Source organism: Microbacterium sp. NPDC007973, assembly GCF_042958465.1.
GTDB lineage: Bacteria > Actinomycetota > Actinomycetes > Actinomycetales > Microbacteriaceae > Microbacterium > Microbacterium galbum.
Genome location: NZ_JBIBJJ010000001.1, coordinates 340745 through 353861, shown reverse-complemented (window position 1 = coordinate 353861; position 13117 = coordinate 340745). Strand labels below are relative to the sequence as shown.

Genomic DNA, 13117 nt, shown 5'->3' with positions numbered 1-13117 from the left:
CCCGTGGACGCGAGCAAGCCGGTGCGGTTCACCTCGCCCGCGAACGCGTGGGCTACGGGCGCGCAGCTGCTCGCCTTCGTCGTCCCCTTCCTTTCCGTGACGGAGGGGTATCAGCCCGTCGCGCTCGAGGCGATCAGCCCGATCCTCGCCGACGTGTGGCAGTGGCTGCTGCTCGTCGTCGCCGTCGTCGCAATCGCCGCGTCCGTGGGGGTGCAGGTCGTCACCGCCCGCGGTGGGGCGCTCATCGTCGCGATGTCGCGTCTCGAGGCTGTGGCGACGATGCTCATGGCGCTCTGCTTCGGCGGGCTGTGGGCGGCGCTGATCCGCGAGTACGGGTGGGGGAACAGTCCGCTCACGCAGGCCATGGTCGGCGTCATCGCGTTCTCCGCGCTCGCCCGCGTCTTGCAGATCACGTGGGAGCTCTGGAAGTACCACCGGGCACTGCGCACCGGTCAGACCGCGACCGTGGAGGCGCTCGCACAGCCGAAGGAGAGCTGATGCAGCCGGACCAGATCGGTGCGCTCCTGACCGCTGCTGGCATCGTCATCGGCTCCGTCGCGGCGCTGGTCACCGCAATCGGCGCTCTCATCAAGGCCGCCCGCAAGCCCGGCGGGGATGACCCCGCACCGCAGGTCGGCATCCCCGCCACCGTCCCCGCCGACGACATCGACATCCGCGCGTGGGAAGACCTGCGCGACCGGCTGAACCGAGCCGAGAAGGACCGCGACGCCTGGATGCGCCGCGCGCTCGGCATCGACGAAGACACCCACCCCACCTGACCCCGGCACCGTGCCGGGTCTCCGTCTGAAAGGACACCTCGCATGAGCAACCCCAACCCCACCACCGTCACCGACGTCGCGATCGACCTGGCCGACAAGACCGTGCCGCCCGTTGTCGTCACCAGCAGCACCAAGGCCTTCGTCGGCGCCGCCCTCGCCGGCATCACCTCCGGCGCGGCCGCACTCGCCTCCGCCCTGGCCGACAACGTCATCACCGGCGGCGAGTGGATCACCATCCTCGCCGCGATCGCGGTCGGCGCCGGCCTCACCGGCGGCGGCGTCTACGGCGCCACGAACAAGCGCGTCGTCTCCTGATGCTTCTCCTGGTGGCGGTCCTCATCCTGGGGGCCGCCACCGTCTACTTCTCACCCCGGCGTCACCCGGTTATCACCCCCTCATCACCCTGCCGCCGTCACCCCGCCGGGTGAGGGCTGAGAGGAGCGCCGCCGCATGGCGAAGTACACCTACACCCTGCGCGTGACCGACTTCTCAGGGTCACCGTTCCCCGGTGCGGTGCCGCGCGCCCGCATCCGGCCCGTGCGCGACGCGTCGGGACCGGACGGGATGCTGTCCTCCCGCGACATCCCCGTGGCCCTCAGCGGGGCGGGGACGGGCACGGTGGAGCTCGTCGCGACCGTCGACACGGCTCCCGAGACCCGGTATCGGCTCGTCGTCGACTGGCTCACCACCACGCAGGGCGGCCAGGAGATCGCCGGGTGGGGGTCGGAGTGGGAGTTCACCGCCGTCGCCGGGGGTGGCGACATCAAGACGATGGGCGACGTCCCTGCGTCCGCGATCTTCTACGGCCCGCCGTGGCCCGCCAACACCCCGCCCGGGCTGTACATCGACACCGTGACCGGTGACATCGGATGGAAGGAACCCTCATGAGCCTGCCTTCTCGCGTGACCAAGATCGGCAACATGCGCGGTCCTGTCGGCCCTCCCGGGTCGGTCAGCGCGGGCGACTTCGTGTCCATCCCCGCCGGAGAGCAGGGGTACCTCCGCACCCGCAAGGTGGGGGAGATCACCCTCCTCGACGTGTACCAGCCCCGCGGCCTCCCCGGCGTCAACGCAGTCCCCGCCGACAACGCCGTGGCGACGTACTCCACGGCGCAAGGGTCGGCGACGAACACGGCGCTCCGGTCGTTCCTCCTCCCGCGCGCGGAGGTCGCGTCCACGATCGCGCCGCTCGTCGACACCGCGGGGCCCGTCCGGGATGCCCTGCGGGCGCAGTTCCCGCGCGCGAGCATCCTCGGCGTCGGCGCGAACACAGCACCGCTCCTCGAATGGACCGGCATCGCGGGCGCCTTCGCGGGGATGCACATGTCGAATGGTCCGGGTTTCACGGGACCGTACATGGCTGGATTCGGGAACGACTTCGGCAACACCACCGCCGTGCATATCGCGAATAAGGCCGGCGGTGTCGGGCTGTACCTCGACAATCACCCGACCGCCACCGGAACCGGCATGTTCGCCGCGCAGCGGTCGGATGCGTCCCTCTTCGATTTCGTCACGGCGAAGAACGCCGCGGGGACGATGATGGTGGTCCGGGTCGACTCGACCGTCACCAACCCGGGTTCGCTGGCCGCGTTCTACGGCAAGAGCAACGTGCCGATCCTCGAGCTGCACGGCAATGGCGGTCTCGGGTTCTTCGGGAAGTCCCCCACCGGGCGGCAGCCGCGCATTGAGTTCACCAGCAACGATCCGACGTCGATGCAGGACCGGGTGAACAAGCTCATCGGCACGCTCATCGAGTACGGGCTGATCCCCGCCAACACCTGATCGGAGACCCCGTGACCATCCGCATCCTCCACGTCGTCGTCCAGCCCGTCTTGGTCGACGACGACGGCGAGACACTCAGCCCGATTCCCGCCGAGCCGGCGCAGGCTCTCACCGCTGCCCAGCTGCTCGACTTCGCCGCGACACTGCCCGCCCGCGTCGCCGCGCTCAACGCGGAGGAGGTGGAGACGGATGGCTGACTCCCCATACCCGCCGTACATCCCGCTCCGCACCATCTCATGGGGGCGGGACCTGAAGCTCGAGACGACGGCGCCGCTGCGAACGGAGACGAAGACGGTCGCGTCGCGGTCCTTGGTGTGGCAGGCCACGGGCGAGGCATTCTTCCCCGCCGGAGCTGTGCGCACTCCGACGGTGGGCGAGGAAGCAGTGATCGAGGTGCCGCGAACCGATCTGACCGGCTGGGTGGACGCGCAGACCGGCGACCCGCTCGACCCCGCGCTGGGGCCGACGCACACCTACGTCACGACGGTCAGCGTCTTCGACGGGGAACGCCTCGTCGACCGGTACGACGTCGGCCCGTACGCCGTCACCGCGGGGACAGGCGCGATCGACGGGGACCTCATGCGCTTCAACGGCATCGCCCCGCCCGCGTACAGCGCCGCAGTGCCATGGGATCTCACCGGGGGCGCATCCTTCCCGCCCGCCGCCAAGAACGGGGACATCGGCATCGATTGGCAGCCGGTGCTGAAGCCGGACGGATCCGTCGTGATCCGCGTCTACAGGAACGAGGTCTGACATGGCGAAGCGTCTCGTCACTGAAGCGGCAGTCATCACCACGCCGGGCATTCAGGCGCTCATGGCCGGGCTGGTCAACACCGACCCGACCGTGCGTGCGGCGCTCACCACGATGGTGTCGAACCTCCTGAACGTGGGGGTCGTCAACGACACCGTCACCACCGCCTCGTACATGGTCACGAAGTACGGGTCCGTCACCCTCACCCTCAACCGGTCGATCAGCCTCGTTCTCCCGAACCCCACGCCTGGCGCGGGGATCATCCTCACCATCGTGCAGGACTCCGTCGGTACCCGGTCGATCACCTGGCCCGCCGACATCGAGTGGCCCAACTACGGGACCCCGCCGCCCCTACTCACCAAGCCGGGCCAGGCCAACCGTTTCGGCATCGTCGCGGTGCCCGGGTTCTCCAAGTGGCAGGGGTACGTGGCAACGTGAACGTCGTCGATATCATCCCCCTCATGGTGCGCTCCCGAACGATCCGCGATCCGTTCGCTCGCACCCTCGCCGCAGACAACGGGGACGGGTGGGGTTCGACCAACACGGGCCAGTCGTGGATCGCGCTGCAGCAGAAGTCCACCATGATCGTCGACTCGGCGCTCGGCGCCGGGGTAACGTCGGCCGCGACTCGAGCGATGGCTGTTCTGAACCCGGGCGTCACCGACGTCGACGTGGCTGTTCGGTTCTCTTCGATGACGGGGACCACGACCGGCGGGCAGGGCATCGTGGTCCGCGCGATCGACGTCGCGAACCATGTCTACGTCCGCGTCGGCACGACGTCGACGTCGATTCTCACGTCGATCGCGACGAACTTCGTCAGTCGGGCGACGGCGGCGATGGCGTTCAATCCGGCGACGGACACGATCCGCGTGCAGGTCGTGGGCGACTCCTACACCGTCTTCAAAAACGACGCGCCCTTCCTCTACTGGTACGACAACGTCGGCCCCGGGGGAACGGGGCTGTTCTCTGCGTCGAAGCTGCACGGGCTCGTGCTGACCAGCTCGGCCGCGCGCGTGCGAGAGATCATCATCGCGCCACTCGACTTCGCGACTCCGGCGAGCCTGGACCCCACGTTCCGCGACGGGTATCAGCAGAACTCGCTCGCCGAGTACAACGTCGTCTTCCACGCTGAGACGGCATCGTTCATCACGGACCCGCTCAAGGTCGGCGGCCAGCGGGTGCTGAAGTGCGACGTGCCGAACACGGCCATCGGGCCGACTGCCAACCCCCGCGTCCAGTTGTCCGCGAAGCCGGTGCTGTACGCCGACTCCGAGGTGTGGGCGGGATTCGCCGTCATGTTCCCCTCCGGGACCGGACCCACCGCAGGGATGACGCCGTTCCCGGCGATGCCCGACGGGTTCTCCGGGTTCATGAACATCAACCAGTTCTACACGGCCAACCCCGAGTCCTCTCCGCCGGTGAAACTCGGCTTCCGTGCGGGGTCCGGGCGTGAGCTCATGTGGCAGCGCAACGCCACCTACGGCAACGACCGGCCCTGGTCCCTCGGTCACCCGGTGGAGTTCGACAAGGTCTACGAGCTCGCATGGCACGTGAAGATGTCGAACGACCCGACGATCGGTTTCGCCGAGCTGTACAAGCGGGAGTCGAAAGCCGAGGGGTGGGTGCAGCAGACGCTCTTCGCCGGCACCGCGCAGGCGACGCAACGCCTGATGATGCGGACGATGGACTCGAACGCCAACAGCGGACCCAACCGCCACGACGTGCAGCTGTACCGTTCGGTGAACATGTTCGACAACGTGACGATCCTGTTCTACGGGCACCGCATCGGGAACAGCCTCGCCGACGTCGACACCGGCTACTACGCCTGACAGACGCCCCCAGTGCCCCCTCCTCCGAGGTGGACGCTGGGGGCGTCTTTCTGTGCGCCCGCTAGGTGGATACCCTGAGAGGTGGCAAGGGGGCGGGATGACGAACACAGCGACGAAGATCGAGACGCGAGCCGACTATCGAGACTTCCTGGCGGCGGATCTCGCCGCGGCGGGGATGGACCGGTGGCGGTTCGATGACCAGTGGCGTGCACCGGTGGTGAAGTACATGCGACTGCTGCGCCGTGTGGAGTACCTCCGCACCCGCCGCGGCGCCACCGCTCGCATCCTGCGATTCTGGGCACGATTCCGCATGCAGGCCGTGGGCGTGCGCACCGGCATCACTCTCCCTCCCGGGGTCGCTGGCCCCGGCGTCTCGATCGCGCACTACGGCACCCTCGTCGTCAACACACGCGCGAAGATAGGAGCGGGCACGCGCCTCCACCCCGGCGTCACCATCGGCATCGCAAACGGCGGCGTCCCGCAGATCGGCGAACGCGTCTACATCGGCCCGAACGCGGTCCTGTATGGCGGCATCACGGTCGGTGACGAAGCGGTGATCGGCGCGAACTCTGTCGTCAACCGCGACGTGCCCGCGGGGGTGACCGTTGCCGGCTCCCCAGCCAAGGTCATCGCGAAGCGCGGATCGGCTGAGCGAATGCCGGCCGGGTCAGTCGATGCCGACAAGCAGACCGATACCGCGGATCGCGGCAATGCCGACCGCGCACGCGCCGGTGCCCACCGCGAGTAACCCCGCGAACTTCCAGTTGTCGGATGCGCTCGCCCCTTGACGCTTTGCCATAGCCCCTCAGCATAGAAAATGCCCCGGCATCCCTCACCTCTCGGTGTAGAGATGCCGGGGGCTTTTCTTCGTTAGGGCAGCATCCGGAAGATGTCATTGACGCCGATCTTCCCTCGCGCCCAGGATATGAGGCGCTTCCGAAACGCGAGCACCTCTGCGTCGAATCTGTCTGAAAACGCTTGTCCGGCCTGGTTCTCCGAAACGCGTAGATCGTACAAGTCGCGGATCTGATCGGATATCAGCTGACGTGCGACCGAGAGCTCGCCGTCGAGTTCGATGTCCACCAGCGTCGGCGGTACGGGCAGTGCCTGGGTCGTGGCGAAGAATGCGCGAAAATCGAAGGCATTCTCGCTGAACGAGTCAATCGCTTGTATCGCGTTGCTGTCCAGCACGTCTGCCACGTACTGGCGTCGAGCCTTGATGATGTTTCGTCTGCCCTCCCAGGCGTTTTTCGCCCCCCATCCGAGGAGCGAAACAAGAGCGCCCACGCCGGCCGCCAACAAGACGTCCCACATCATGCGCTCCGAATGGTGATGAGCGCCCACCCGTCGGGCACCTGCGCGTCGAGCGCGGCCCGATCGGCGGCTTCGATGTCGCGGGCGCCGTCGCGGCGAATGAACGTCCCGACCGCGGTCAACAGCGTGGTGCCCTTGCCCATCGTGACGGGGGTGTTTGCGAGCTCGAACCCGGGTGGGCACTGCGCTTCGAGCAGCTCGTGCGCTTCGGCGAGGGAGTGCGCTTCGACCTCGATGGTGCGGGTTTCGACGGGGCGGATGGTTCCGATCAGCACGGGTCCATCGTAGGAGCGGCCGCCGACATCTCCCGCCCGGCGGCAGTTCGTTCCGGTTAGCGGATGTCGAAGAGCCTGTCGATACCGGTGAGAACCGCGAACGTCCCCGCTGCCACAGCGAGCGCGGCGCTGTTGATGAGTGCCATTGCGGCCCACCCGGACATCCGCCGGCGTTTCAGCGGGGCGGGGACGGAGATGCGGGTCACCCGGCTCGCTGTAGGCGCAAGCGGTGTCGCGTCATAACGTGCGCACCGTCACGGCGTTGCGCCACACGACGGGCTGCCAGTGGCCGCCGTCGCACGGCACCTCGAGCACGACAATGCGGTCGTTCGATCCCATCGCCCACGCCTCGACGCGTTCGGCGGCGCGGTTCGGCCACTGCACCCACGCCCACACGGGCCGTTTCGGGTAGAACCACTCGACCGGCTGCTGCCCGTATGCCTGCAGCGGGAGTGTCATCGGATGCACGGATGACAGCGTGCGCGACAGCATCTCGTCGCTGACCTTTGTCGAACCCATAGACCGGTCCCCTTCCCCGGCCAGGGAACAGGCTACGTCAGACCGCGGACATCGTTCAGGGCTGGAACGTCGGGTCCGCCTGGTAGACGAGGTACGTCACGTCGGTGATCGTCGCACTGTCGATGTCGCATGCGGAATCGACGCCAGCCTGAAATCGCTGGATGAGCGAATCGGGCGGGAACCGGTCGCTGTCTTCGATGCGAGCCCAGGCTGCGGCGAGGATGTCCGCCGCGGCCGCGAATCGCTGCTGACGGGTCATCTCGCCCGCCCACTCCGCACACGTCGTCTCCGAGTACGGCGACGACCACGTCTGCTCGTACTTACTCGGCGCCGACTCCGCCGCCGTGCCATCGGCGGGAAGCGGGGGAGCAGGCCGAGTCGAGAACACGGTGACCAAGACCACGATCACCGCGACGAAGCCGCCGGCTACCCACAGCACCCACCACGATCTCCGCGGCGCCACCTGCTCCTCGCTGGAATCACTCATCGACCCGGCCCCCTTCGGTCGGTCGATGCTAGCGTGCCGCCGATGTCGGAGGTCCGGGGGAGACTCACCCCATGCCCACCGTCCCCGACCTCCTGGACTTCGAACGCCTCCACGAGAAGCACACCAGCCGCAAGGAAGCCGCGATCGTCGACGAGCTCGGCATCAAGCCCGCCCGTTACTACCAGCTGCTCCTGCACGCCGCACAGTCTCTCGAGGCGTGGGAGTTGAACCCGATGCTGTGCGACCGCATTCTGAGCCGCAGTGCGCGGTGGGGTCAGGCCGCGTCGTAGCCCAGGCTCGCCGACATGTCGAGCATCGCCTGACGGATCCGGTCGCGATTCGCCTTCGACCGGTACTCGCGCGACATCGCCCGGGTGGAGTGCCCGACGATGTCCATGATGGTGTCCATGCCGACGCCGGCCGCGTCGAGAATGTCGACCGTCGTGTGCCGCAGGTCGTGAAGGCGGACGGGCCGGTCGATGCCGGCGGCGTCCCGGGTGGCGTTCCACATGCTCGTCGCCTGGTCGGGGTCGATCGGCGTCACCGCACCGCGGTACTCCGTCGTGAACGCCAGCCCCCAGGGGTTCTCCGGCGCCGTCTCCCGCCACGTGCGCAGGATCGACTGCAGCGGGTCGACGAGGGGAATGGTGCGCCACCCCGCTCGCGACTTCGGGCGGGTCAGGTGCAGCCCGCCGTGCAGGTGCCGGTGCTCGTACCCGTCAGGCACGTCGAACCGTCGCTTCGGGCACTGCGACGGGCGGGGCTCTCCGCAGCGGCCGCGGCATCCGTGCGCGTAGTCGAGACGCTGGAGCTGCCAGGACAGGTCGACGTCGTCGTGCACGCGGTCCCACTCGAGGCCGATGATCTCGCCACGGCGGGCGCCGGTGAGGATGAACGTCGCCCACATGAACGCATCCGGCGACTGCTCGAACGTGGTCAGCAGTCGCTGCGCTTCGGCGACGGTGAGGACCTCGAGGTCGACGACCGCGCGCCGCGGCCGGACGACGAGGTCGGTGGGGTTCCGCTGGATCTTCTCGTCTCGCTCCGCGTCGGCGAACATCGCGGCCATGACGGCGTGCGTGTTCCGCCGGTAGGTGGAGGACAGGCCAGCGGTCTCCATCTTCGCGAGCACTTTGCGGATCGCGGCGGGCGTGAGCTTGTCGAGCCGCACGCCCCCGATGACGGGGATGACGTGGTTCTCGATGATCGCCCGGTAGGACGTGTACGTCTTCGGGCGGCGGGTCTTCGCTGCGACCTCGGTGAGCCAGTACGACGCCCACGCTTCCACGGTGGGGGATGAGGTGGAGATGTCGCCGGTGCGGCGGACCTGCGCTTCGGCCTCGTCGAGCGCGAGTCGCAGCTCTGTCTTGGTCTTCCGGCGGATGAACTTCCGCCGCCGGGTTCCGTCTGCGCTGGGCGGTAGTTCGACGGTGGCGGTCCAGTAGCCGCGGGAGTCGCGGTAGATGGATGCCATGCGGTTCGTCCTAGCTCTGAGGGGTGGGGTTCTGCTGCGGGGCGCGGTCTCCGTTGACCGCGGCTCTTCTTCTCAGGCGTTCGACGTCTGTCACCGCTGGTCCTCTCGGGGTGGTGCTGCCATTTGGTGCAGCCATTCTCGGACAGTCTGGGATAGTCCGGGACTGTATGGGTGAGACGCTACACGTCGAAAATGACGCACCGCAAGTCGATAGCGGGTTCTTGCTTGGTTTCCGGTACCAAAGGTCGCAGGTTCGATTCCTGTCGGGGGCACATGTGACGAGGGCCGCGGTCGATGACCGCGGCCCTGCTCATTTCCGGAGCCGTCAGCCCTCGTCGGTCGGCGCGCCCGTCGGCTCGGCGTCCTCGACGAGGTGCCGCGAGCCGAGTTCGTCGGCAGTGGCGCGCCCCTGGTCGACGGCTTCCTCTTTGCTGGAGAAGCTCGCCGACAGTTCGGGTCGACCCTCCACCGCGTTCTCCCACTGGCCCCGGTTCGATCTGGTCGTCACATCGTTCTGGCTCATGGCATCCAGCAGACACCGGTGGTTCTTCACGCGGTGCGGGGTTGACACGCGATGGCGCGCGTCCGCGCGAGAGGGTCTTTCACCCCTCACGTCACCTCCCGTGGCGGTGTCCGGCGGATGCGGCCACGCCGGGCGGCGAAGGCCCCGGCACGGCGTCGCGGGGTCCGTCAGGGGCGCTCGGCGATCAGCCCGGCGTCGCACAGCGCCGTCAGGGCGGCACGGACGGCATCCCGGGCGTCTCCGCCGCGCGGTTCGCCGTGCGCGTGCACCGCGGCGGCCACGAGGTCGTCGAACGAGGCGCCGTCGGCTGCCCGCCAGAGCACCGGTCCGATCCCGTCGACGAGGTGGATCGTCGTCTCGTCGTCCGGTGTGCGGCGCAGCAGCGCGAGACGCGCGCCCGAGAGAGTCACGGCATCCACCACCGGCGTGCGGGTGAAGCCGCTCGCGCCTCGCGTGGCCTCGGCGCGTTGCGAGACGATCGGCTCGCGTGACGCCGGCCGGGGCGCGGCGAACAGGTCGCGGATGAGGGGGAGCACGTCCGCGGCTTCCGCGTAGCGCAGACGCAGCGCTCCGCCGACCGCGCTGACGTGTCCGATCATCGTCTCCAAGGGACGCGGCAATTCGGCGAGATAACTGCACTGCGGCGCGATCGCTGCCACGGCATCCGCGATGTCGAGGGGCTCGAGGGCGGCCTCGGTGCTCCGTGGCTGACGATCGAGCACCACGACGGCGTGCAGGCGGAGCGGGGTGGGCGGAAGATCGCGCAGCCCGAGACCGCGGGGCGACACCTGCTTCTTGGCGCGGCCGGCACCGTCGACGATCGACAGAGGTTTGCGGTAGGGCAGGACGCTCCCGTCCGGTGCGACGCCGACGCTCTCGTCGCTCACGTAGGCGTAGTCGCGCGCGAGGCTCGACATGAGGGTGGTCTTGCCCATCCCCGACCGACCCGAGAACAGCACGACGCGTCCGTCGTCGTCGGCGATGGCGCCGGCATGGACGAGCCACAGGTCTCCGCGCCGCGCGGAGAGGGCGGAGAGCGTCACCTGGGTCGACAGGTCGGACATGGTCTCGTCGGAAAGGAAGCGCGGGCGCGGGGAGACGATCGCCGCAGCGAGCGTGGCCTCGTCGTGCCGGGCCCCGGACCAGGCTTCTCCGATCGAGACGCGGTCGGCGGGGGGCACGCCGTCGAGGTCGATGCGCACGGTCACCCCGAGGGCGTCGACATAGAGATGATCGGCTTCGCCGGCACGACTCGGGAGGGGCTGTTCGCGGGACATCGTCGGTCAGTCTCCCGGGGCGCGGGATGGTCGCGGGTCGCGGCACCGCGTCGGGGACGGGTGAAAGACGCGTCCACCGGATCGGGCATCGCCCATTCCGACCTCTTGTCAAGACCTGCCGCTGTTTCGCGGACGGTTGGGATGCTGAGACCCTCCTTCGAAAGGATCTGCCATGAGCATCGGAGCCGGCATCGCGCTGTTCGTCATCGGCGCCATCCTCGCCTTCGCCGTGAACCTGCCCAACGACTACGTCAGCTTGAGCATGGTCGGCTACATCATGATGGGAGCCGGCGTCGTCGTGTTCCTGATCGGCGTCGTGCTGCTCGTGCGTCGTCGGCAAACCGATACGGTCACCCGCACCGAAGGAGTGGGGGGCGCCCAGGTCACCCGCTCGACCACGCGCTCGTCCAACGACGACCTCGTCTGAGTCCCCCGGGGTCGCCACCCCGGAGGTACACCCATGACCGAACCGACGCGCACCGTCGCCGACGACTCGCCCGCGGGCGACCTGTTCGACGGACGCTACCGCCTCGGCCGTCTGCTCGGCCGGGGCGGTTACGCGCGCGTATACGAGGCGGTCGATACCGCTCTCGAGCGCACCCTCGCCATCAAGGTCATCGACGGGGACGGTGCCGATCCCTCCGACGCCGCCCGCGTCCGGTCGGAGATCCGCCTGCTCGCCTCGCTCTCGCATCCGTCGCTCGTCACCCTCTACGACGCACGGCTCGACGCGACGCCCGCCTATCTGGCGATGGAGCTCATCGCGGGCCCGACGCTCACCGACCTCATCGCGCGGGGTCGTCTCGGCGGGCCCGAGGCCGCGCGCGTCGGGCGCGAGGTCGCGGAGGCGTTCGCCGTGATCCACGGCCGAGGGATCGTGCACCGCGACGTGAAGCCGTCGAACATCCTGATGCGACCCGCCGCGCACACGGGGGAGACCCCGCGGGCGACTCTCGCCGACTTCGGCATCGCCTCGCTCGTCGGGGCCACCCGCGTGACACGGGCCGACACCGTGATCGGAACGGCCGCTTACCTGAGCCCCGAACAGGCGCGCGGGATGCCGGCCGCACCCCCGAGCGACGTGTACGCGCTCGGACTCGTGCTGCTGGAGGCCCTGACCGGTTCACGCCCGTTCGGCTCCCGCACCCCGCATGAAGCGCTCGCCGCCCGGCTCGTCTCCCCGCCTGAGATCCCCGCGCACATCCCCTCCGGGTGGCGGGACGTGCTCGAGCGGATGACGGCCATCGACCCCGCCGAACGACCGGATGCCGCGGGCGTCATCGTCGCGCTGCGCACGTTGTCGAACGTGGCGGTGCCCGCCCCGGGAGGGGGAACGACCGCGCGTATGCCGGCGGCGTCCGGAGCCGCCGCCCCGACGCGCGTCTTCGACGCCTCGACGCCGGGGGGATCCCCGGCGCCCCGTTCGCGGCGTCGTCCGTCTCGACGTGCCGTGGTGGTGGCATCCGTCGTCGCTGCCGTCCTCGCCGCGGGGGGAGTGACCGCCGCCGTGGCAGCCGGGGCCGGGGGAGCCCCCGAGCCCGATCTGCCCGCACTGCCCCAGCCGCTCGATCAGCACGTCGACGACCTGTGGAAGGAGGTCGGGGAATGATCCGTCGCGCTTCCCTCGCCGGCGTCGTGGCCGTGGCCGTAGCCCTGGCCCTCGCCGGCTGCACCCCGCCCGCCGCGCCCACCGCGTGGCAGCAGAACGTGCAGACGATCGCGGAGCAGGCGTCGGCCGGCGACTACGCCTCGGCGCTCGCGAGCCTCGACGCGCTCGAGGCCGAGGTCACCGCCCGCCGCGACGCGGGGGAGATCACGGCCGAGGAGGCGGACGCCATCCTGACGCGCATCGCGACCGTCCGTGCCGATCTCACCGGTCTGGTCCCGACCCCCACGCCCACGCCCACGCCTGTGCGGACGACCGAGCCCGCATCCGACGACCAGCAGGACGTCGTCGACGACGGCACGGATGGCACCGGCGGAGGCGGGAACGGCGGGGACCCGTCCGACAAGAAGCCGGGCGACGAGAAGGGGCCGGGGAACGGCAAGGGGCCGGGCAAGAAGGACGGGTGAGCATGCCCGCGACGGCGTCTCGCGGAACAGGTGCG

The 13117-nt window shown here is 69.2% G+C and carries 21 protein-coding genes; 14 read left to right on the top strand and 7 right to left on the bottom strand.

All coding sequences use genetic code 11. The features are described from left to right. Positions 1 to 3 precede the first annotated feature (3 nt). From ACFZA2_RS01755 to ACFZA2_RS01710, 10 genes are all read left to right on the top strand, one after another. A complete protein-coding gene (locus tag ACFZA2_RS01755) occupies positions 4 to 498 on the top strand; it encodes a hypothetical protein (RefSeq protein WP_391399787.1) in 495 nt (164 codons plus the stop codon). Continuing rightward, a complete protein-coding gene (locus ACFZA2_RS01750) occupies positions 498 to 779 on the top strand; it encodes a hypothetical protein (protein ID WP_391399784.1) in 282 nt (93 codons plus the stop codon). Before ACFZA2_RS01755 ends, ACFZA2_RS01750 begins: the two co-directional genes overlap by 1 nt. A 42-nt stretch (positions 780 to 821) precedes the next feature. Further along, positions 822 to 1094, top strand: a complete 273-nt coding sequence (locus ACFZA2_RS01745) for a hypothetical protein (protein ID WP_391399781.1) — start codon at positions 822 to 824, stop codon at positions 1092 to 1094. 135 nt (positions 1095 to 1229) lie between these two features. Next, a complete protein-coding gene (locus ACFZA2_RS01740; protein ID WP_391399779.1) occupies positions 1230 to 1667 on the top strand; it encodes a hypothetical protein in 438 nt (145 codons plus the stop codon). Continuing rightward, positions 1664 to 2560: a hypothetical protein gene (locus tag ACFZA2_RS01735; RefSeq protein ID WP_391399776.1), complete on the top strand. Its 897-nt coding sequence runs from the start codon at positions 1664 to 1666 to the stop codon at positions 2558 to 2560. Before ACFZA2_RS01740 ends, ACFZA2_RS01735 begins: the two co-directional genes overlap by 4 nt. Positions 2561 to 2571: 11 nt before the next feature. Further along, on the top strand, positions 2572 to 2757 hold the full coding sequence (locus ACFZA2_RS01730) for a hypothetical protein (protein WP_391399773.1): 186 nt from the start codon (positions 2572 to 2574) through the stop codon (positions 2755 to 2757). Then, positions 2750 to 3313, top strand: a complete 564-nt coding sequence (locus ACFZA2_RS01725) for a hypothetical protein (RefSeq protein WP_391399771.1) — start codon at positions 2750 to 2752, stop codon at positions 3311 to 3313. The genes ACFZA2_RS01730 and ACFZA2_RS01725 overlap by 8 nt, the downstream gene beginning before the upstream one ends. Position 3314: 1 nt before the next feature. Beyond that, complete coding sequence (locus ACFZA2_RS01720; RefSeq protein ID WP_391399768.1) at positions 3315 to 3749, top strand: hypothetical protein; 435 nt, start codon at positions 3315 to 3317, stop codon at positions 3747 to 3749. After that, positions 3746 to 5140, top strand: a complete 1395-nt coding sequence (locus tag ACFZA2_RS01715; protein ID WP_391399765.1) for a hypothetical protein — start codon at positions 3746 to 3748, stop codon at positions 5138 to 5140. The genes ACFZA2_RS01720 and ACFZA2_RS01715 overlap by 4 nt, the downstream gene beginning before the upstream one ends. Before the next feature lie 97 nt (positions 5141 to 5237). After that, the gene (locus ACFZA2_RS01710) at positions 5238 to 5888 is read left to right on the top strand and encodes a serine O-acetyltransferase (protein WP_391399762.1); all 651 of its coding nucleotides are present in this window, start codon (positions 5238 to 5240) and stop codon (positions 5886 to 5888) included. Between the two features lie 122 nt (positions 5889 to 6010). On the opposite strand, the gene ACFZA2_RS01705 is transcribed toward ACFZA2_RS01710, so the two are convergent. The 4 genes from ACFZA2_RS01705 to ACFZA2_RS01690 form a co-directional block, all read right to left on the bottom strand. Beyond that, a complete protein-coding gene (locus tag ACFZA2_RS01705) occupies positions 6011 to 6457 on the bottom strand; it encodes a hypothetical protein (protein WP_391399759.1) in 447 nt (148 codons plus the stop codon). Next, positions 6454 to 6729: a hypothetical protein gene (locus ACFZA2_RS01700; protein ID WP_391399756.1), complete on the bottom strand. Its 276-nt coding sequence runs from the start codon at positions 6727 to 6729 to the stop codon at positions 6454 to 6456. The genes ACFZA2_RS01705 and ACFZA2_RS01700 overlap by 4 nt, the downstream gene beginning before the upstream one ends. Positions 6730 to 6966: 237 nt before the next feature. Further along, positions 6967 to 7248 (bottom strand): hypothetical protein, encoded by a 282-nt coding sequence (locus ACFZA2_RS01695; RefSeq protein ID WP_391399754.1) that lies wholly within the window; start codon positions 7246 to 7248, stop codon positions 6967 to 6969. Positions 7249 to 7303: 55 nt separating this feature from the next. Next, positions 7304 to 7735, bottom strand: coding sequence for a hypothetical protein (locus tag ACFZA2_RS01690; protein ID WP_391399751.1), 432 nt, complete (start codon positions 7733 to 7735; stop codon positions 7304 to 7306). A gap of 71 nt (positions 7736 to 7806) precedes the next feature. On the opposite strand from ACFZA2_RS01690, the gene ACFZA2_RS01685 reads away from it, so the two are divergent. Next, entirely contained in the window at positions 7807 to 8025 is a 219-nt protein-coding gene (locus ACFZA2_RS01685; RefSeq protein WP_391399748.1) for a DUF3263 domain-containing protein, read from the top strand. Here ACFZA2_RS01685 and ACFZA2_RS01680 read toward each other — a convergent pair. The 3 genes from ACFZA2_RS01680 to ACFZA2_RS01670 all read right to left on the bottom strand — a co-directional run bounded on the left by ACFZA2_RS01680 (position 8010) and on the right by ACFZA2_RS01670 (position 11009). Then, a complete protein-coding gene (locus ACFZA2_RS01680; RefSeq protein WP_391399745.1) occupies positions 8010 to 9209 on the bottom strand; it encodes a tyrosine-type recombinase/integrase in 1200 nt (399 codons plus the stop codon). The two genes, ACFZA2_RS01685 and ACFZA2_RS01680, sit on opposite strands and share 16 nt — an antisense overlap. Positions 9210 to 9534: 325 nt before the next feature. Continuing rightward, positions 9535 to 9732 carry a DUF2188 domain-containing protein gene (locus ACFZA2_RS01675; RefSeq protein WP_315993198.1) on the bottom strand — a complete coding sequence of 66 codons (198 nt, stop codon included), beginning with the start codon at positions 9730 to 9732 and terminating at the stop codon, positions 9535 to 9537. Between the two features lie 167 nt (positions 9733 to 9899). Continuing rightward, the gene (locus ACFZA2_RS01670) at positions 9900 to 11009 is read right to left on the bottom strand and encodes an ATP-binding protein (RefSeq protein ID WP_391399742.1); all 1110 of its coding nucleotides are present in this window, start codon (positions 11007 to 11009) and stop codon (positions 9900 to 9902) included. Positions 11010 to 11181: 172 nt separating this feature from the next. On the opposite strand from ACFZA2_RS01670, the gene ACFZA2_RS01665 reads away from it, so the two are divergent. From ACFZA2_RS01665 to ACFZA2_RS01655, 3 genes are read left to right on the top strand one after another with little or no spacing between them, the layout of a single operon-like run. Next, entirely contained in the window at positions 11182 to 11436 is a 255-nt protein-coding gene (locus ACFZA2_RS01665) for a DUF6458 family protein (RefSeq protein ID WP_108319361.1), read from the top strand. Positions 11437 to 11469: 33 nt separating this feature from the next. After that, positions 11470 to 12618: a serine/threonine-protein kinase gene (locus ACFZA2_RS01660; RefSeq protein WP_391399739.1), complete on the top strand. Its 1149-nt coding sequence runs from the start codon at positions 11470 to 11472 to the stop codon at positions 12616 to 12618. Continuing rightward, on the top strand, positions 12615 to 13082 hold the full coding sequence (locus tag ACFZA2_RS01655; RefSeq protein ID WP_391399736.1) for a hypothetical protein: 468 nt from the start codon (positions 12615 to 12617) through the stop codon (positions 13080 to 13082). Before ACFZA2_RS01660 ends, ACFZA2_RS01655 begins: the two co-directional genes overlap by 4 nt. The last annotated feature ends 35 nt before the right edge of the window (positions 13083 to 13117 follow it).